This is a genomic window from Allocellulophaga tsushimaensis, assembly GCF_055383085.1.
This window is the reverse complement of record NZ_AP039451.1, coordinates 3,940,264-3,962,026: the sequence shown is the minus strand read 5'-3', so window position 1 is coordinate 3,962,026 and position 21,763 is coordinate 3,940,264. Positions and strand designations below refer to the sequence as shown.

Genomic DNA, 21,763 nt, shown 5'->3' with positions numbered 1-21,763 from the left:
ATTTCTTGTTTTTAGTTCCTAAAATAGTCTCTTAAGGACTGTTATTATTGAGTTTTTAGAGTTACTATGTATACTTTTATTTTTTTTATTTTGTTTCTATACCATGCAAATAGCTAATTAATGCTCTTGTAGCTTGTCCGCGATGACTAATTTTATTTTTAATTTCTTGTGGTAATTCTGCAAAAGTTTCCTTAAAACCATCTGGTCTAAAAATAGGATCATAGCCAAAACCTTTTTCTCCATGTTTTTTGTGCGTGATTTTTCCTTTAGCAATTCCCTTAAATATTTTTTGTTGCTTTCCAATATTTAAAACAATACAAGTTTCAAAATATGCTGCTCTGTCTTTTTTGTTTTTTAATGAAGTTAAAAGCTTATTCATATTTGCTTCAGCATTTTTTTGAGCTCCAGCATAGCGTGCAGAATATACGCCCGGTTCTCCATTTAAGATAGCTACCAAAAGTCCAGTATCATCAGCAAAACAATCTAAGTTATATTTTTTTGTTACAAAATCAGCTTTCAATTTAGCATTACCTTCTAAAGTATTTGCTGTTTCAGGGATTTCATCAAAACAATTAATATCATTTAAAGAGAGTAGTGTGATGTTTTTTGGCATCATAGCTTTTACTTCTTCTACTTTATTTTGGTTGTGTGTTGCAAAAACTAATTTCATGTATTTTCATTTTTATTAAAAGGCTAATATCTTACAAAATTTCTGAATTAAATAAAATCACAAATACAGATCAAAATCATTTAATTTCTGATCAATACAACAATATTGTACTGCTTAAACAAATAGAATTATAAATATCATAGTAAATTTTCTTATATTTATCTCTAAATTATTAAATCAAACTAAACCATAGTATGCATAAATTATTGTTAGTTTTTTTGTTGTTGTTATTTTCTATTTCTAATGCTCAACAAACAATTTTATCAGAAAAAAATAACCCTAATTTAAAAGTGCTTAGTACAAATTCCTTTGATATTGGGAAAAGCAGTTTGCATTTTGTTAATTACAGAGAGAAAAATGGAAAAAGGTATTATAGTAAGCCTTATTATGTTACTGAAAACAGGGACGTAAAAAAACTCAAAGCAATAAATTATATTCCTAAATCCAATATTGTTGGACATCATGTAAATAATGGAGTATTTACTTATGTATCTTTCTTAGCAAGAAAAAAGATATATTATGTCACAGACTTAGACCTAGATACTGGTATCTCCATAACTTCTGATCCAATAAAATTTAAGGATGCTACCAATGTGTTTAAATATGAGGATAAGACTATTATTTCGTATTTATCTAGTATCGATTATACCGCAGAATTTTTAGAAATAAAATCTTCTAAGAATTTTAAAAGCATAGCTTTTAAAATCCCTGAAAAACAACAAAACGCATTTTCTAAGGTCATTACCCTTTTTTCAAAGCCAACTCAAATTTTAACAGACGAATATTCTGAGAATGGTTCTATAAAAAATGAAAAAGTATATGGATTAGGAAATAAAATACACTATACCTTGGATTATGCAAAAGGTGTAAATAAGGTGTTTACGTTTGATTTGGATCAGCCAGAAAAAGGAGTTAATGTTTCTAGATTTGTTACTTCTAACTTAGATGATATAAAAGATAATAATTCATTTTTATATAATAAATATTTATTTTGTTTATCCATTTCTAAGGAAGACCTGTTATTACAGGTTAGAAGTTTAGAAGACTCTGTTTTTTTAAAAGAATACAGGGGAATAGATGATTTTACAATGAATTCAAGTATATCAAGAAAATTTATTGTAGAATCTTATGTAAGAAATGTATCAAAAAAAAAGATAAGACCAACTATAACTGTTTACGAAACTGAAGATGAAAATTTAATGGTACGCATTTCAAGGGTATATCCTGAAAGATATAATTATAATAATGATTTTTGGTGGCATCATCAGATGTTTTTACAGCACCAACAATTTCATCAACAATCCATAAATAGTGTTCCAAGGTTTAGCCCTAATCCTAGTTTTTATGAAAACCTTGATGCTATTTTTTATACATATGATAATGAGGAGGTAATAGAATTTGTACTTGATAAAAATTTTAAAATTCAGTCAAAAGAAAATTATACCACCAAATTAAGGAAAATAGATAAGAAAAAAGTTTTTAGTAAATATCAAAATTCAAAGTTAAATAGAAAAGTCTCTGCTGCTTTTTTTGATACTAATACTACTTTAATATATTTAAATGGTGAAAAAAAGATAATTATTAGAAATGTTGATTACTAGTATATAATATAGGCTGTTATGGTGTTAGACTAGTAGTTTGAAGAAGCTCTAACAATTAATTCAGCTTTTAAAATTATTTTATTTAGCTTTTGCTTTACAGTTGTTTTTTTAGCGTGTGCTAAAAAGGTTTTGGCAGCTTGTTTTCCAATTTCAGCACTATGCTGATTAATACTAGATAATGTTGGAGTTACCATAGCTGTAAAAGGTTCGTTTCCAAAGCCAATTAAAGCAATATCTTCGGGTACTTTAACACCTTGTTCATTTAGTACTTGTAATGCGCCTAAAGCAGCATAATCACTAGCAATGTATACAGCATCTGGTCTATTTTGTAACTTTAACAATGCTAACATTTTTGCTCTTCCTTCCTCAATACTAAGGCTACTTTCTATTAGTAATTCCGGATCTAAGGGTAATTGGTGCTTTGTAATAGCATCAATATACCCTCTAATTCTGTTATTAAAAATGCGGGTATGTTTATAACCACCAATATGTGCAATTCGTTTACAGCCTCTTTTTACCAAATGTTCTACAATCATATGGCTACTATCATAATCATTAATTCCAATATAATCTACATTTAGATCATTCTCCCCACGATCAAACAAAATAAGCGGAATTCCTTTTGCTTTAATTTTTTCGTAATAGCTTAAGTCAACTGTTTCGTTTGCCATAGAAGCAATAATGCCATCTACTTGAGTAAACAACAACGTATCTATAGTATCACATTCCTTTTTAAAAGATTCATTAGATTGGGTAATAATAATGTTATACCCTTCTTTATTTAAAACTTCCTCTAAATTCTGTATTACAGACGAAAAGAAATTGCTATTGGTTCTAGGAACAATAACACCTACAAGATTACTTTTTCCACTTCGTAATGCACTGGCAAGATGGTTAGGTTGATAGTCTAAGTCTTTAGCAACCTTTTTTACGGCTTCTTTTGTTTTATTGCTAATTCTGGGATCGTTATGTAAGGCTTTAGAAACAGCAGCAGCCGATATATGTAAAACATTTGCAATATCTTTTATGGTTGATTTTTTTTTCTTTCCCAATTTTATATATATTTGCTTAAACGTTTAAGCAAAAGTAAGTCTTTTAGCTTTTAGAAACAAAATAACACTTTTCTGAAGTCTATTTTGTTTTCTTTTAAAGAATTTGCTTTAACGTTTAAGCAACTTTAATTAATATCAACTTAAAAACAAATAAAATGGGTAGAGTAGTAACTTTTGGAGAAATTATGCTTCGTTTAGCACCTCCAGGATTTTTAAGATTTTCGCAAACAAATAGTTTTGATGTAGTTTATGGAGGAGGAGAGTCTAATGTAGCAGTTTCTTTAGCTAATTATGGTGTTTCTGTAGATTTTGTTACACGTTTACCAAAAAATGATATTGGTGCTTGTGCTTTAATGGAAATGAGAAAAAGAGGTGTAGGGACTGATAAAATAGTTTATGGAGGTGATCGTTTAGGAATTTACTTTTTAGAAACTGGTGCAGTATCTAGAGGCTCTAAAGTAGTATATGATAGAGCACATTCTGCTATTGCCGAAATTGAGTCGGGGATGATAGATTGGGATGTTGTTTTTGATGGTGTTGAATGGTTTCATTGGACAGGAATTACCCCTGCTATTTCTCAAGGAGCAGCAGATGTATGCCTAGAAGCTGTAAAAGCAGCAAGTGCTAAGGGAATTACCATTTCTACAGATTTAAATTATAGGGCAAAGCTTTGGAAATTCTGTGATGCAGCTCATAGAGAAACCATTATGACGGAGTTAACCTCTTATTGTGATATTGTTTTAGGAAATGAAGAAGATGCCGAAATGCACTTTGGAATTAAACCAGAAGGTATTAGCGTACAAACTGAAGGGCATAATGTAAAAGCAGAAGCTTTTTTATCTGTTTGTGAGCAAATGATGAAAAAATTCCCTAGAGCTAAAAAAGTGATTACAACCTTAAGAGGTTCTATTTCTGCATCACACAATACATGGGCAGGCGTTTTATATGATGGTAAAACTTTATTCCAAACACGTCAGTACCAGATTACAGATATTGTAGATAGAGTGGGTGGTGGCGATTCTTTTATGGGAGGATTAATTTACGGATTATTAAAATACCCAGAGAATGATCAGAATGCATTAGATTTTGCTGTTGCAGCTTCTTGTCTAAAACATACAATAAAAGGAGATGCAAACTTAGCAACCGTAGCAGAAGTTGAAAAATTAATGGGCGGCGATGCTTCAGGACGTGTTGCTAGATAAATAATGTTTGTTTAATTGTTGATTTGTAGAATAGTATATCGTTTTTTCAAATCAACAATCAAACAAATTAACAAATTAACATTTAAGGAAAAATGGCACAATATTCAAGAATAGAAGTAGCAGCAGTAATGAAGGAAAACGGAATGGTTCCTTTATTTTATCACCCTAATATAGCATTAGGTAAAAAAGTTTTAAAGGCATGTTATGATGGAGGTTCCAGATTAATGGAATTTACAGCTAGAGGGGACTTTGCTTTTGAAGTTTTTTCAGAATTAAATAAGTATGCTATTAAAGAACTACCAGGGATGATTATGGGGGTTGGCTCTATAACAGACGCAGCCGCTGCATCTTTATTTATGCAAATGGGCGCAAACTTTATTGTAACACCGTCGCTTAGAGTAGATATTGCAAAAGTTTGTAATCGTAGAAAAGTTTTATGGTCTCCTGGTTGTGGTTCATTAACAGAAATTAATGATGCAGAAGAGTTAGGCTGTGAAATTGTTAAGCTTTTTCCAGGCTCTCTTTATGGTCCAGGTTTTGTAAAAGGAATTAAAGGTCCACAACCATGGACAAGCGTAATGCCAACTGGTGGAGTAAGTACAGAAGAAGCAAACTTAAAAGGTTGGTTTGATGCTGGTGTTACTTGTGTTGGTATGGGATCTAAATTAATTAGCAAAGAAATTTTAGCTAATGAAGATTATGCTGGTTTAGAAAAAACAGTTAGAGAAACCTTAGCTTTAATCAAAAACTTGAGAAGCTAATGATATTAGCTAGACTTATCGAAAACAAAAAATCCAGTGTATTAGCACTGGATTTTTTTATCCCTTGAAATCAGTTTCTAAATATACTGATTGATTATATTCTCGAACAATTCTTGTTTACCGCTTTGCAATTCTAATTCTCCGTTTTCTAAGGCAATTTCATATAAAGCTTTAAAATCTAGTTTTCCATTTTCAAAATCTTTTCCTTTCCCTGTATCAAAAGAACTATAACGTTTAGTGCGTAGCGCATCATAAGAAGAAGAACTAATAATTTTATCAGCAGTTAATAAGGCTCTAGCAAAGGTATCAGCACCACCAATATGCGCTAAGAATACATCTTCCATATCCGTAGAGTTCCTTCTAATTTTAGCATCAAAATTAATACCTCCTCCTTGTAAGCCACCACCTTTTAAGAATACTAACATAGCTTCAGTCACTTCTTGGATATTATTAGGAAACTGATCTGTATCCCAACCATTTTGGTAATCCCCACGGTTAGCATCAATACTCCCTAACATATTATGAGCAACAGCAACTTCCATTTCGTGTTGCATGGTATGGCTCGCTAAAGTAGCATGGTTTACTTCTAAGTTTAATTTAAAATCATCTTGTAAACCATACTGATTTAAGAATCCAACCACAGTTGCAGCATCAAAATCATACTGATGTTTCATAGGTTCCATAGGCTTAGGTTCAATAAAGAAAGTGCCTTTAAAACCTTGACTACGGGCATAATCTCTTGCCAACCCTAAGAACTGTCCCATATGGTCTAATTCTCTTTTCATATCCGTATTCAGTAAAGACATATAACCTTCACGACCACCCCAAAAAACATAGTTTTCACCATCTAAAGCAATCGTAGCATCTAAGGCCAGTTTTATTTGTCCGCCCGCTCTTGCTAAAACATTAAAATCTGGATTAGTAGCTGCACCATTCATATATCTTGGATTGGAGAAACAATTAGCAGTACCCCATAATAGTTTTACACCAGAAGCTACTTTTTTCTCTTTAATAAAATCAGTAATAGTCGCCAATCTTTTTTCAGACTCAACAAGAGTAGTACCTTCTTGCACTAAATCATAATCGTGAAAGCAGAAATAGTCAAAGCCCATTTTTGTAATAAACTCAAAAGCAGCATCTGCTTTTTCTTTAGCGGCATCAATAGCATTGGTGGGTTGATCCCAAGGAAAATTCTGCGTACCTGGCCCAAAAGGATCGGCACCTTGCCCACAGAAGGTATGCCAATAAGCAATGGCAAAGCGTAAATGTTCACTCATTGTTTTTCCAGCAACCACTTGACTTGGATTATAATATTTAAACGCTAAAGGATTATCAGATTCTTTCCCTTCAAATTTTATATCGCCTATTCCTTTAAAGTATTCTTTATTTCCTATAAGTGCCATTTTATTGATTTTGTTAGGGTTTGTATAATATATTAATTGTTTTTGTGAATTTATTATCTGGTAATTTATAAGATCTTAATAGTAATACAAAGCAAATTACTAATACCCTAACTTTTAGTGTTTCTTAGCTCATTATGTTTATTAAATACACTAATAACATAACTTGTTATATCTTCCAGGTGTTAGATAAGTAATAAGTGTTAGAATGTTAAAGATTTTTATGTGTTATAGCTATCAAAACTAATCTTTAGATAAAACGATTAATTTTGGCTAATTAGGTGTATTTTGGTCGTGGAGGTAAAGAAAAGTTAATTTAGCTTACGCTCTTTTGTTACCGGGTTTTCATGAAAAAACAGATATAACAATACTTCTATTTTGTCTCCTAATTTTATTCGAAGTTTTGTAAAAGCTTTCGTGATTTGTGCTTCTACTGTTTTAACAGAAATGTCTAAATAATCGGATATTTCAACATTGGTTAGGCCTTCTTTTTTACTTAATGAAAAGATCTGTTTGCATTTTGGCGGCAACTTATCAATTTCAGTAGTAATTAAATCGATGACTTTCTTATAGTTTTTCTCATCTGTTTTTTCTACCTCTTCGTATAAAAATTCATAGTATTTCATTTGTAGCGTCATGGTAGCTCTATCCTTTTTGTAGGTATTTACAAATTCATTATAAACAGATTTATATAAAAAGCTCTGGATAGAATATTTATTATTAAGATTTTCTCTCGTTTGCCACGTTTTTAAAAGCACATTTTGGACGATATCCTGTGCTTGCGCATGATTGTCTATTAAGGTTAATGCATAAGCATAAAGTTTCCTGTGATATTTATCTAATAAATACATATAGGCTTTCTCTTCACCTCTCTTTAAAGAATCAATCAAAACCTTATTATCTGTTAAATCCATGTTATTTGTTTGTTGATATGGCAATCAAACCTACTAATTAATTACGAATTAAAAAAAAATATCATATTAATTGAGAATTTTTTAAAAAAAATATTTTAAAAAGATTAGGGTATCGCAAATTTGCTTTGTATTAATTAAAAGACCTGTATTTATGGATGCATCTGAAATTCAAAAAACTATTATCCAATTTCTTCATAATTCAGCTAATAAAGCAGAATTGGATAAACTAAGTGTTTGGTTACAAGATCCATCAAATGAAGCGATTTTTAAAGATTATATAAAAACCCATTACGCAATAACCCTTGGAATGAATAACCCAGATTCTAGTGAAATTAGAGAACGCCTACTTAAAGAGATTAGGAAAGAAAAAAGTATTTTCTACCGCTTTAAGCAAAATCAAATTCTAAAATATGCTGCAGTTGCAATTCTTTTTTTAGCCCTGGGCTATTTTTTTCAAACAGATTTTTTAAAGAATTCTAATGATGAATTATTAAATCCTACAGAAGAAGCTATAACGCTGAAGTTAGATAATGGTAATATCCAGATTATTTCGCCAGACGGACAAACCAAATTGGTAGATTCTGAAGGTAAAGTAATTGGTAAACAAGAGGGGGAACAACTTGTTTACTCAAACGATAGTAAAATCTCAGAACTTGTTTACAATACTATAAATATTCCCTATGGTAAAAAATTTGAAATAAGATTATCCGATAATACATTGGTATATCTAAATTCTGGCACATCTCTTAGATATCCAGTACAGTTTCTAGATGGACAAAAACGCCAAGTATATTTAAAAGGTGAAGCTTATTTTGATGTGGCGGAAGATAAAGAAAATCCTTTTGTTGTAAATGCTCAGGAATTAAATGTGCAAGTGGTAGGCACAGAATTTAATGTAATAGCATACCCTGAAGATCAAGAAACAGATGTTGTATTAATTGAAGGTTCTGTTGGTTTATCAGAACAAGGTAAACCTTTAGATTCTAATACACCAAACCTTCTTCAACCTGGTTTTAAAGGAACTTTTAATAAAGAACTAAAAACAATTAATAAAAGTAAAGTAAATACACTCCTTTATACTTCTTGGATGGATGGCAATATTGTTTTTAGAAATGAATCTTTCGATAATATTATTAAAAGATTAGAACGTCAATATAATACATCAATAATAAATAATAATGTGGCACTTTCAAATGAAACTTTTAATGCAACAATAGAAGTGGATAAAGAATCTTTAGAAGACGTCTTAAATTATTTTAAGAAAGTGCATCAAATACAATATCAAATTATAAATAATAAAGTCGTAATCAATTAAAAATTAAATGCCAATGAAATAAAAAAAGTTAAGTTAATAAAAGTTACACCTTTTTAAATAAAAAAATATCGGAAAATGCTGTCACATTTCCCGATGTATTTATGTGACAAACTAATTAAAGTTAACCACTTTCTAACACTACAAAATTATGAAAAAAGTATTTAACTCCAATTTTTTAAAATTTGGAGTTCCAAAATTTGATTTAAAAATGAAGTTATCCATTCTTTTTCTGTTTGCAATGGTCTTTGTGTTACAAGCAAATACTTCATATTCTCAAGGTACAAAAATTACCTTGCAAATGGATAATGTTAAGGTTACTGATGTAATAGATGAGATAGAATTGAAAACTGAGTTTAAGTTCTTATTTAATACTAAAGTTATTGATTTGAATAGGATCGTTTCCATAAATCATAAGAAACAGACTATAGATAAAATTTTACTTGATCTATTTAATAATACAAATACAGGTTTTGAAATAGAAAACCGAAAAATTTTATTAGTAAAGAAACAAAAAACTAGTGAAGCTTCCCCCCAAAAAACAATAAAAACTGCGCAAGTTGCAATAACTGGTAGTGTAAAAGATTCAGGAGGTGTTCCTTTACCAGGTGCTAGCGTTTTAGAAAAAGGAACTACTAATGGTGCACAAACAGATTTTGATGGTAATTTTACCATAGAGCCACAAGGAGAGAATCCAGTTTTAGTGATTTCTTATATTGGTTTTGCTACAGTAGAAATACCTGTAGATGGAAAAACCACTATAGATGTTATTTTAAAAGAAAGTGCTGCTGGTTTAGATGAAGTAGTGATTATTGGATATGGTTCTATAGCTAAGAGAGATGTTACTGGTGCAGTATCTACCTTAAAAGCGGGTGTCTTTAATAGAGGACAAATATCATCTCCAGAATTATTAATTCAGGGTAAATCTCCAGGAGTGCAAATTTCTTCTGATGGTGGTGAACCAGGTGGTAATGTAAATGTTAGAATTAGAGGTACATCTTCTGTTAGGAGTGGTAACGGTCCCTTATATGTAGTTAATGGAGTACCTTTAAGTGGTGCACCTATAGCACCATCTGGTGCTAATGTAGGAGGTAACGATGCAGGTAACGGAAACACCACTCCAAAAAACCCACTTAGTTTTCTTAACCCTAGAGATATTGTAAGTATTGATATTTTAAAAGATGCATCAGCAACCGCTATTTATGGTTCTAGAGGAGCTAATGGTGTCATTATAATAACAACAAGATCTGGAAAGGCTAACAAAAATGCTTTAATATATAATTCTTCTTTAGCTGTTAGTAATATCACTAGAGAACTACCCCTGCTATCCGCAGAAGAATTTGTGGCAGCCGGAGGTAATGACTTAGGTGGTAATACAGATTGGCAAGATGTAGTATATAGATCTGCACTTTCTGAGAATCATCATATTAGCTATGGTGGTGGCACGGAAGATGGTGATTCTACTTATTCGCTATCTTTTGGTTCTCAAGATCAAGAAGGTATTGTAAAAGGTAGTGGCACAAAAGTGTACACAGGTACTATTAATACCAGTTATAAATTATTTAATGATAAATTAAAAATCATTGCTTTTGCTGCAGGTGCCAATATTTTAGATGATAATCCACAAATTTCTAATGATGCAGGTGTACCTGGGGATTTATTAGGCGCTGCTAACAGAGCAAACCCTACACAACCTATTTTTAATGCAGATGGTAGTTTTAATCAGCCTGGAGTTTCAGAACTTAACCCAGCAGCTATTTTAGCACTTTCTAGAGATAATACCAATACGTTAAGAATTTTAGCTACTATTTCTGCAAATTATAATTTTACAGATAATTTTTCGTATAAGTTTAACTATGGTGTAGATCGTTCTAACTCTCAGCGTATCAGTGGTGTTTCTAGTGATCTTATCGCAGCAATATCCTCTAGAGGAGGTATTGTAACAGTAGCAAACGCTTTTCAGTCTAATTTGTTATTAGAGCATACATTAAACTATAATACAGATCTTAATGATCATAGTAGGTTAAATGTACTTGGAGGGTATTCGTATCAAAAATTTAATACAACATCTTCTGTATTTACAACAGAAAATTTTCAGACTTCAGATTTAGATGTTATGATAAATAACTTAGAGTCTGCTAATACATCAATTGGTAACGCAGGAGAGGCTAGGAGTGATGCTACATCAGATGAGCTTCAATCCTTTTTTGGAAGAGTAAATTACTCTTATGATGGGAAGTATTTAGCTACTGCTACATTAAGAGCTGATGGATCTAGTAAATTTGGGGAGAATAATAGATATGGATATTTTCCTTCTGTAGCATTAGCATGGAGATTGTCTGACGAAGATTTTATACCAGACGCTATTGATAACCTTAAATTTAGAATAGGATATGGTATCACAGGAAATCAGGAATTCCCGGGTGGAGCGGCTTTAACTATCCAACGTTTTGATCGTAATAATAATCTTTCTGCACCAAGATTTTCTAACCCAGATCTTAAATGGGAACAGACCAGTCAGTTAAATGCAGGAATTGATTTTGCTTTTTTAGATAGTAGAGTTAGAGGTTCTTTTGATGTGTATAAAAAAACAACTACTAATTTATTGTTGCAACTAGATAGTGCTGTACCGGCACCTGCTCCTTTCTTTTTTGCTAATTTAGATGCAGAAGTGGTTAACCAAGGTTTTGAATTTGGTATAGAAGCAGATATTATAAAGAAAGATGATATTAACTGGACTTCTTCATTTAATATTGGTTACAATAAAAATGAGGTAACCAGGATTGATAGAACAATTCAAACAGGAGCTATTAGTGGTCCAGGTTTAACAGGAGCATTTGCGCAGGTTATTACAGAAGGACGACCACTTTATTCATACTTTATATCTGAATTTAGCGGATTTGATGAAAATGGATTTAGTATAGAAAGTGCTCCTACAATTCTGGATAAATCTCCTTTACCAGATTTTACATTTGGTTTATCTAATTATATAACTATTAAAAATTTTGATATAAATATGTTTTTCTCGGGTCAGGTAGGGGCATATATTTATAATAATAATGCTAATGCTCAGTTCTATAGATCTGCTCTTGTTGGAGGGCACAATGTTACCCGAAATATATTAAATAATGGCGAAGCAGATACCAATGGTAATGGAGTTTCTACACGTTTCTTAGAAAATGGTTCTTTTTTAAGATTACAGAACTTATCTGTTGGGTATAACTTTAATACAGATAAAATTAATTTTATTGATAAACTGAGATTTAGCCTTACGGGGCAAAACTTATTTACCATCACTGGGTATTCAGGTCAAGACCCTGAGGTAAATGTTGATAAAAATATTAATGGTGTACCATCTTTTGGTATTGATTACTCAGCATACCCTAGAGCACGTACTTTAGCTGCAGGATTAGAAGTTTCATTCTAATATTTGACTTAAATATTATGTATAATAATAATAACTACAACTATGAAAATAAAAAATAAAATAAAACTAATAGTTAGTTTTTTTGGCCTAATTATATTGGGCGCATGTACGGATTTAGAATTTAATAACCTATCAGGAATTACTCCTGAAGGTTCTGGTGATTCTAGCGAATTATTAGCATCTGCATACGGTAACCTAAGAGAATTTGCTAACGAAAGAACTATTTTTGGTTTATCGGAACATCCTTCCGATGTACTTATGGGACCAACAAGAGGTGGAGATTGGTTTGATAATGGTGTATTTCAACAAATGCATTTGCATTCATGGGCTCCTGATCATTTATTTATTAGAACTGTTTGGAGCGACTTAAATGCAGGGGTTTTTAGAGCTACTGAAGCTATTGCTGGTACTGGTGCAACTCCTCAAATAATTGCAGAAGCAAAAACGGTAAGAGCTTTTTATATGTTTCATATTTTAGACTTTTGGGGCATTACTGTTTTTAGAGAAGCTACTGATGGCTTAGAGGTAGATCCAACCGTGAGAACTTCAGCCGAATCTGTTGCATTTCTTATTGAAGATTTAGAATCTGCATTGCCAGATTTACCTGATACATCCAGCCCTAATGTAGCAAATAAGAATACCGCTAGAGCTATTTTATGCAAGCTTTATCTTAATAAAGCTGTTTATGATGTTGAAGACAGAAGTGTTTCAAGCTCTTTTAATTTTGAAGCTGCGGATATGGATAAAGTGATTGAATATGCAAATGCAATTATAGATTCAGGAGAGTATTCATTATCACCAGGGGTATTAGGATATTTCAATACATTTGCAGAGTTAAATGATGTGCAAAGTTCAGAATTAATTTTTTCTGTTCCTTCCTCTCAAATTCCACAATTTAAAGCAAAATGGAATTGTTCTTTGCATTGGAACCAAAAACCTAATGGATGGAGTGGTTATGCAACATTATCTGATTTTTATGACACTTTTGATGAAGAGGATAGTCGTTTAGGAGGGCCTTATAATAGTGCAACTAATCCATATACAGAAAACTCTGGAGTTAATGCAGGTTTTCTTATAGGATTACAAACAGACGAAACAGGTGCACAGGTATTTGCTAGAGATGGTGTTACCCCAGTTGATTTTACAAGAGAAGTAACGCTAAAAGTAAATGGCGAAACAGAAGGGATTAGAGTATTAAAATACATCCCTGACTTTACTGGTGGTAATGATAACGCAGATAATCCTACCAATAGTATGGTATTGTTACGATATGGTGATGTTTTAATGAATAAAGCTGAAGCTATATTTAGAGGGGGAACAGATCCTATGGGACAAACTGCTTTAGAGGCTGTAAATGCAGTGAGAACAGTTAGATATACAACACCATCGCCATTTACAGAAGTAACTGCAGAAAATCTTTTAGCTGAAAGAGCAAGAGAGTTGTATTGGGAAGGATGGAGAAGAAATGATTTAATTAGATTTGGTAAATTTTTAGATGCTTGGCAAGAGAAACCTGCAACTACAGCAGAAAGAGTTTTATACCCAATTCCGCCTACAGCAATATTAGCAAACCCTAATTTAAATCAGAATCCGGGATATTAATAAACGAATTAATTTTTATGTAAACCATAAAAAAAAGAGTTTAGGTTTATATTGATTAAACCTATTTTTTACTGTTTAAGTTTTGAGTTTAGTTTTTTGGAAACACTCCATAGCAAATTAATTTTCTTTTGAAAGTATAATTCCCTCAAAAAATATTTTTGATTAAGGAAGTTAATATAGTGTATGGGGTGTTTTTTTAAATATATTGCTATTAAAAAAAGAGCACAAAAACATATATGGGTAAGCATTTTTTTATTTTAATATTTTTTTGCGGAATTTTCTCCTGTGTAGAAACTAAAGAAAAAAACACCTCTAAAACACTATTTAAAAAAGTTAGCTCTGAGGAAACAAATATTCGTTTTGAAAATACAATTACGAATACTAAAGACCTTAATATTTTTAACTACCGTAATTTTTATAATGGAGGTGGGGTAGGGATTGGTGATATTAATAATGATGGTCTTTCTGATATTATATTTACAGCCAATCAAAATAAAAATAAGCTATACTTAAATAAAGGAAATTTTAAATTTCAGGATATTACAGAAAACGCTGGAGTTTCTGGAAAAAACAAATGGTCTACTGGTGTAGTTATGGTAGATATCAATGCAGATGGTTGGTTGGATATTTATGTTTGTAATGCAGGAAATATTGATGGCGATAATCAAAAAAATGAACTCTACATTAATAACAAAGACCTCACATTTACAGAAGCTGCGGAAAAATATAACCTAGCCGATAATGGTTTTACTACACATGCTTCATTTTTTGATTATGATAATGATGGAGATTTAGATGTTTACCTGTTAAACAATAGTTTTATACCAGTAAACAGTTTAAGTTTTTCTAACAAACGAGATTTAAGGAGTAAAGATTGGGATGTTGATGCTATTTTAAAAGGCGGTGGTGATAAGCTATTGAGAAACGATGCTAATTATTTTGTTGATGTTAGTGAAGAAGCTGGTATTTATGGTAGTCTTATTGGGTTTGGACTTGGCGTAACTGTAGGCGATATTAATAACGATCAGTGGCCAGACATCTATGTATCTAATGATTTTTATGAACGCGATTATTTATACATTAATAATAAAGATGGTAGTTTTTCTGAAGAAATAAAAGATTGGACTAATCATTTAAGTCTGTCATCAATGGGAGCAGATTTAGCGGATATTAATAATGATGGATATCCTGATGTTTATGTAACTGATATGCTACCGGAAAAATTAAGCCGTGTAAAAGAGACAAATGAATTTGAACGGTATGATTTGTTACAGCTCAAAAAAGAAAAAGGTTTTCATAATCAATTTATGCAAAATACATTGCAGCTTAACAACCAAAATGAAAGTTTTTCTGAAATTGCATACCATGCAGGAATAGCCATGACCGATTGGAGTTGGGGTGCCGTAGTAATGGATATGGATAACGACGGATATAAGGATATCTACGTGTCTAATGGCATTTATCACGACCTTACAAATCAAGATTTTATGGATTTTTTTGCCAATACTATTTTAGAAAAAATGGTACGTACAGGCAAAAAAATTGCAATGGACACTATAGTTGATAGAATGCCAAGTACTCCCATTCCTAATTATGCCTTTAAAAATAATGGTGATTTAACTTTTTCAAATACAGTAAGACCTTGGGGTTTTGAAGAGGCAAGTTTTTCTAATGGAACTGCCTATGGCGATTTAGATAATGATGGCGATTTAGATCTTGTTGTTAATAATGTAAATCAGCCTGCTTTTGTTTATAAAAATGAAACAAATATACAGTCCACTAATACCTATCTACAATTAAAGTTAACAGGCAAAGACAATAACACTTTTGCAATAGGAAGCAAAGTAGATATCTATACCAAAAATGGAATTATACACCAGCAATTGCAGCCTTCAAAAGGTTTTCAGTCTTCATCAGATTATATGATAACTGTTGGTACTGGAGTACATAAAAAAATAGATTCTTTAATTATCACGTATCCAGATCATAGTCAACAAATCAGAAAAAATGTTGCTACCAATCAATTATTAGTTTTTCATCAAAAAGATACCACCAATAGCTATATAGGAAAAACATTGGTAGCGCAGAAAAAATTACTTTCTAAAGAAGTAAACACTGTTTTAGAAGCGCATAAGGAAAATAATTATGTAGATTTTAATTATGAAGGTTTAATTCATAAAATGATATCAAAAGAAGGGCCAGTAATAGCTACAGGAGATGTAGATAATGATGGTATAGAAGATCTATTTATAGGAGGAGCAAAGGGGCAAGAAGGACAAGTATACCTTTTAAAAAATAAAAAGTTTTTAAAAAAGAATACTGTAGCATTTACCAACGATCTTGATTATGAAGATACTGCAGCTAGCTTCATAGACGCTAATGGAGATGGGTTTTTAGATTTACTTGTTGGCGCTGGAGGAAATGAAATGGGAAGTATAAGAAATGGTTTTAACCTGCGCCTTTATATAAATGACGGGAAAGGGAATTTTTCTAAAAGTATGTTCAATCTTCCTCAAAATAATTATAATACTTCAGTAATAGCGCCTTATGATTATGATCAAGATGGAGATATAGATGTTTTTGTGGGCAATAGAAGTGTTCCAGGAGTTTATGGAATGGCTCCTAAACACTTTTTATTAGAGAATGATGGAAAAGGAAACTTTACGAATAGCATACAGTTACATATTCCAGAATCAAATAAAATAGGAATGCTTACTGATGCGGTATGGGAAGATATCAATAAAGATGGGCTAAAAGATCTTATTTTAGTTAAAGATTGGGGTGGAGTACAGGTTTATATAAATCAAGAGAAAACATTAGAGCCAATAATTACTAATCTTGAAGCCCTTAATGGATGTTGGAAAACATGCAAAGCTGAAGATATAGATAATGATGGAGATATAGATCTTATTCTTGGTAATAGAGGAACAAATTCAATATATAAAGCAGATAGTACAAACACCTTAAAAATGTATGTTAATGATTTTGATAACAATGGTGCTATTGAACAAATTTTTACCACAACTATAAATGGAGAAGATGTTCCTATACATTTAAAAAGAGAACTCACAGATCAATTACCAGATTTAAAGAAAAAAAACCTACGCTTTTCGGAGTATTCAAATAAAACAGTACATGATTTATTTCCAAAAATAAAACTAGAACGTGCCATAAAAAATAGCGTTACGATTTCTGAAAGTGTAGTAGCGCTAAATAATGGTGATACTACATTTACAATAAAAAAATTGCCGGTTCAGGCTCAGCTTTCATGTATCAATGCTATTGAAGTTTTTGATCTTAACAATGATGGGCATTTAGATATTATTTATGGCGGAAACGATTATTCACTAAAGCCCCAATTTACGCAATTAGATGCCAGTTATGGAGGTGTTTTGCTAGGTAATGGAAAAGGCGATTTTAAATGGATGCCTTATCAAGATTCTGGTTTTTTTGTAAAAGGTGTTATCAATAATATCAAAATAATAAATTCAAAAAAGAAAACACCACAAATTATTATTGGAATAAATAATGAATTGCCAATACTATATTCTATTGCAGAAAATGATTAGTGTATCTAACATACGATATTTCCTAATACTAGTATTGTTAGTAGGTTGTGAGTCCCAAAAAGAAAAACCAAAACTTTTTGAGCTGATCTCAGCTGAGCAAAGTGGTATACACTTTAAAAACACCCTAAAACCAACTGAGACGCTTAATATCTTAGATTATTTGTATTTCTACAATGGGGGAGGTGTAACTATTGGTGATATTAATAATGATGGTCTAGTAGACCTTTTTTTTACGGGTAACCAAGTTAAAAACAAACTCTATTTAAATAAAGGAAATTTTCAATTCGAAGATATTACAGAAAAAGCAAAAGTTGCAGGAAATTCAGATTGGAATACTGGAGCTACTATGGTAGATATTAATGGAGATGGACTATTAGATATATATGTGTGCGCTGTTTCGGGAGTAAATGGCTTACAAGGGCGTAATGAACTTTATATCAATAAAGGAAACCTTGGCTTTGAAGAACAAGCCATACCATATGGATTAGGTTTTGAAAATTATAGTACGCAAGCAGCATTTTTTGATTATGATAATGATGGTGATTTAGATATGTATTTACTAAACCAATCTGTACACACCTTAGCATCTTATGGTGCTTCTTCTATCCGTAATAATCGTATAACAAACGGAGACAAACTATTGCAAAACAAAGATGGTGTATTTATAGATGTAAGTGATACATCTGGTATTTATGGAAGTACTATTGGCTATGGATTAGGCGTTTGTACAGCAGATTTTAACAATGACGGTTATATAGATCTTTATATCTCTAATGATTTTCATGAAAACGATTATTATTACATCAATCAAGGAGATGGTAGTTTTAAAGAAAGTATAACAGAAAAATTTGGACATACTAGCAAGTTTTCTATGGGGAGTGACGCCTCAGATATCAATAATGATGGCTATTATGACCTTTTTACTTTAGATATGATGCCTGAAGATGAGAAAACCCTAAAGGCTAGTATTGGAGAAGATAATATTGATATTCATAATTTGAAAATTAATAAATTAGGATATCATTATCAGTATGCTAGAAATATGCTCCAGATAAATGAAAAAGCAATTTCTTTCTCTGAAACAGCTTTGTTAAGTGGTGTTTCCGCAACAGATTGGAGCTGGTCTTCATTATTTGCCGATTTTGACCTTGATGGAAATCAAGACCTTTTTATTAGTAACGGTATCCCTAAACGCCCTAATGATTTAGACTATATTAATTATATAGCTAACGAAGAGATCAAGTATCAGGTTAATAACACAAAAATAATAGATCAAAAAGTGTTAGATAAAATGCCATCAGGAGCTAGTCAGAATTATATTTATAAAGGGACTGGAACACTTAATTTTATTGATAAAACAGCATCATGGTTGCCGCAAGATCTTTCTTTTTCTAATGGTAGTGCTTACGGTGATCTAGATAATGACGGTGATTTAGATCTAGTAACTAATAATATCAATGCTACTCCATTACTTTATAGGAATGTTAGCGCAAATACCAACCATTATCTTAAACTTAAATTAAAAGATACTACCAAAAATAGTTTTGGTATAGGAAGTAAAATTTTTGTGCATCAGAATGGAAAAACACAGTATAAACAACTTTTTACAACTAAAGGATTTCAATCTTCGTCAGAACCTTTGCTGCATTTTGGTTTTGAATCAAAAACATTAATTGATAGTATTACCATTGTTTGGCCAAATCAAGAGCTTCAAAAATTATATCATATTGCTTTAGACACCAGTTTACTAATTCAAAAAGAAAAAGCAGTAAGAGCAACAGTTCATAAAAAACAACTTCTTTCTAATAAAAAGCCAGTTTTTTTACAATTAGAAAATACCCTTGGATTAAATTTTAAGCATACTGAAAATAACTTTATTGATTTTAACAGGCAAAGTTTAATTCCCTATAAAATATCAGATAGAACACGCGCTATGGCGGTAGGAGATATTAATAATGACTTTAAGGATGATATTATCATAGGTGGAGGTAAAACACAGAAAGCTGCTATTTATATTCAAGGGGAAGATGGGTTTAAAATGCAAGAAGATTCGGTAATTGCATTAGATGCAATAAATGAAGATACCCATATTCTGATTGAAAACTTAGATCATAAAAAAGGGAATGATGTATTGATGCTTTCTGGTGGTGGGGAATTTTATAAAAAAAGTAAGCCATTATTAGATCGTTATTATCGCAATACAGGAGTAGGTGGCTTCTATAAAGAAACAGTATTCCCAGCATCTTATGAAAATAGTTCGGTTGTTAAATCAGCAGACATAGACCAAGATGGAGATTTAGATCTTTTTATTGGGAGCAATGCAGTAGCAAATAATTTTGGAAGTATTCCTAATTCATTTTTATTAGAAAATACACCAGAAGGGTTTAAAGTTATTGAAAATGAAACCCTTCAAAAAATAGGGATGGTTACTGATGCTATTTTCTCAGATTATGATGCAGATGGAGATGAAGACCTTATTGTAGTTGGAGAATGGATGGCTCCCGTGTTTTTTCGAAATGAGAAAGGAATTTTTATAAAAAGTGAAGTCATAAAAGATAAATTAAATGGTTTGTGGCAGGCAATTAGCCCTTTTGACATTGATCATGATGGTGATGTAGATTATGTATTAGGGAATTGGGGGTTAAACTCTAAATTTAAGGCAAGTACAGACTATCCTATGTTGATGTATTATGGGGATGTTGATAAAAACGAAATGACAGAAACCATAGTCTGTATAGCAAAAAACAAAACATACTATACTTTGAATAATTTTGATGAGCTTTCAAAACAACTTCCATTATTACAAAAGAAATTTAACACTTATAATGCTTTTGCAGGAAAGTCTGTTAAAGAAATTTTTAGCACTACAGAACTTAAGAAGTTAAAAACTTTAGAAGTACATGAACTCGCTTCTGGATATTTAAAAAATGATGATGGTACATTTACATTTGTGCCTTTTAGAGAAGAACTCCAAATAGCACCTATTACAAATATGTTAGTCCATGATTTTTCTAAAAACGGTTCTGATGCTATTTTTTTAGCTGGTAATTATATGGGAGTAAGCCCATATCATGGTAGGTATGATGGATTTATGGGTGCTATAGTATTTGATGATGCTACTATAAAATTTGGAAAAGATATTGGTATAAATTTAGCTAAAAAACAAGTGAGTCAAATAAAAATAATACGAATTAAAGGTGTAGCTTATATGGTGGTAATGATTAATAATAGTCAATTAGAATTATATAAAATTCAATAATTACAACATAGATATTAAAAAGCATATAAATGAAAATTATTAAAAAAATCGTTTTATTTTTTCTCGTTTTATTTTCTTTAGTTTCCATATGGTATCTTTTTATAAAAGCAAATGATTTTGAAGTTGTTATTAATGTAAAAACGACACCAGGTACCGTTTATCAGAACGCATTAGATTGGAATAAAAATTTAAATATAGATAAAGCAAGAACTTCAATTCGCGAAAAAGAGCCTTTTCAGCGTCTAGTTCATACCTATAATTTTGAATCACACCAATTAGAGTTCGATTGGGATATATATAAAATAAATGATTCCATAACAAAAGTTGCTATTGGAATAAATGATTTAAACCACTCAATAAGTACAAGAATTAAAAAGCTAATAGGTACTTCCAAAATAGAAGGTTTTTTAAATCAGGAATTTTCAGGATTCAATAAAGTTTTAACTAAGCAAATAAAACAATTTAAGATTAAAATAGATGGAGAAGAGAATACTCCAGAAACCTATGTTGCTTATGTAGCTATATCTTGCGACCAAGGGGAGAAGGCAAATAATATGATTCATAATAGTACTTATATCAATACTTTTTTAATTGATCATAAAATCAAATTAAAAACCAACCCATTTGTAGAAATTACAGATTGGAATATCAATACAAGAAAAATAAATTTTAACTTTTGCTTTCCTATTGAGCAGCAAAGTAATTTTCCTTTTCATGAAGAAATAAAATATAAAAAAGTTACCGCAAAAAAATCATTAAAGGCAACTTTTTATGGTAACTATAGTTTTACTGATAATGCTTGGTACGCATTATATCAATATGCCAAAGAAAACCAGTTAAAATCTATACAAACCATTACCGAAGTGTTTTATGATAATCCCCATACTGGCGGAAAAGATAGTACTTGGAAAGCAGCAATTTATATGGGAATTGAATAATACAGTTTAGTAGAATAAATCTGTTTTTGTATCTTTTACAGCTGATAGTCTAAAAG

13 protein-coding genes are annotated in these 21,763 nt (G+C 31.2%); 9 read left to right on the top strand and 4 right to left on the bottom strand.

Annotation, left to right across the window (positions count from 1 at the left end):
• Positions 1 to 85 precede the first annotated feature (85 nt).
• Positions 86 to 670 (bottom strand): non-canonical purine NTP diphosphatase, encoded by a 585-nt coding sequence (locus ACZ451_RS16955; protein WP_464214577.1) that lies wholly within the window; start codon positions 668 to 670, stop codon positions 86 to 88.
• A gap of 194 nt (positions 671 to 864) precedes the next feature.
• Between ACZ451_RS16955 and ACZ451_RS16950 the strand changes: the two genes are divergently transcribed.
• Positions 865 to 2,271 (top strand): hypothetical protein, encoded by a 1,407-nt coding sequence (locus ACZ451_RS16950; protein WP_464214575.1) that lies wholly within the window; start codon positions 865 to 867, stop codon positions 2,269 to 2,271.
• Positions 2,272 to 2,300: 29 nt separating this feature from the next.
• On the opposite strand, the gene ACZ451_RS16945 is transcribed toward ACZ451_RS16950, so the two are convergent.
• The gene (locus tag ACZ451_RS16945; protein WP_464214573.1) at positions 2,301 to 3,323 is read right to left on the bottom strand and encodes a LacI family DNA-binding transcriptional regulator; all 1,023 of its coding nucleotides are present in this window, start codon (positions 3,321 to 3,323) and stop codon (positions 2,301 to 2,303) included.
• 155 nt (positions 3,324 to 3,478) lie between these two features.
• Between ACZ451_RS16945 and ACZ451_RS16940 the strand changes: the two genes are divergently transcribed.
• Together ACZ451_RS16940 and ACZ451_RS16935 are read left to right on the top strand one after the other, a co-directional pair.
• A complete protein-coding gene (locus ACZ451_RS16940; RefSeq protein WP_464214571.1) occupies positions 3,479 to 4,525 on the top strand; it encodes a PfkB family carbohydrate kinase in 1,047 nt (348 codons plus the stop codon).
• Positions 4,526 to 4,617: 92 nt separating this feature from the next.
• Positions 4,618 to 5,286: a bifunctional 4-hydroxy-2-oxoglutarate aldolase/2-dehydro-3-deoxy-phosphogluconate aldolase gene (locus ACZ451_RS16935; RefSeq protein WP_464214569.1), complete on the top strand. Its 669-nt coding sequence runs from the start codon at positions 4,618 to 4,620 to the stop codon at positions 5,284 to 5,286.
• A gap of 77 nt (positions 5,287 to 5,363) precedes the next feature.
• On the opposite strand, the gene xylA is transcribed toward ACZ451_RS16935, so the two are convergent.
• Positions 5,364 to 6,689, bottom strand: a complete 1,326-nt coding sequence (gene xylA / locus ACZ451_RS16930; RefSeq protein ID WP_464214567.1) for a xylose isomerase — start codon at positions 6,687 to 6,689, stop codon at positions 5,364 to 5,366.
• 308 nt (positions 6,690 to 6,997) lie between these two features.
• Positions 6,998 to 7,600, bottom strand: coding sequence for an RNA polymerase sigma factor (locus ACZ451_RS16925; protein ID WP_464214565.1), 603 nt, complete (start codon positions 7,598 to 7,600; stop codon positions 6,998 to 7,000).
• Between the two features lie 151 nt (positions 7,601 to 7,751).
• Here ACZ451_RS16925 and ACZ451_RS16920 point away from each other — a divergent pair, with 151 nt between their 5' ends.
• The 6 genes from ACZ451_RS16920 (at position 7,752) to ACZ451_RS16895 (ending at position 21,707) form a co-directional block, all read left to right on the top strand.
• Entirely contained in the window at positions 7,752 to 8,915 is a 1,164-nt protein-coding gene (locus tag ACZ451_RS16920) for a FecR family protein (RefSeq protein WP_464214563.1), read from the top strand.
• Between the two features lie 148 nt (positions 8,916 to 9,063).
• Positions 9,064 to 12,339 (top strand): SusC/RagA family TonB-linked outer membrane protein, encoded by a 3,276-nt coding sequence (locus ACZ451_RS16915; protein ID WP_464214561.1) that lies wholly within the window; start codon positions 9,064 to 9,066, stop codon positions 12,337 to 12,339.
• A 42-nt stretch (positions 12,340 to 12,381) separates the two neighbouring features.
• Positions 12,382 to 13,941, top strand: coding sequence for a RagB/SusD family nutrient uptake outer membrane protein (locus ACZ451_RS16910; RefSeq protein WP_464214559.1), 1,560 nt, complete (start codon positions 12,382 to 12,384; stop codon positions 13,939 to 13,941).
• Positions 13,942 to 14,177: 236 nt separating this feature from the next.
• Complete coding sequence (locus ACZ451_RS16905; protein WP_464214557.1) at positions 14,178 to 17,510, top strand: VCBS repeat-containing protein; 3,333 nt, start codon at positions 14,178 to 14,180, stop codon at positions 17,508 to 17,510.
• Positions 17,503 to 20,769, top strand: a complete 3,267-nt coding sequence (locus tag ACZ451_RS16900; protein ID WP_464214555.1) for a VCBS repeat-containing protein — start codon at positions 17,503 to 17,505, stop codon at positions 20,767 to 20,769. The genes ACZ451_RS16905 and ACZ451_RS16900 overlap by 8 nt, the downstream gene beginning before the upstream one ends.
• Before the next feature lie 29 nt (positions 20,770 to 20,798).
• Positions 20,799 to 21,707, top strand: coding sequence for a GyrI-like domain-containing protein (locus tag ACZ451_RS16895; protein ID WP_464214553.1), 909 nt, complete (start codon positions 20,799 to 20,801; stop codon positions 21,705 to 21,707).
• Positions 21,708 to 21,763: the final 56 nt, after the last annotated feature.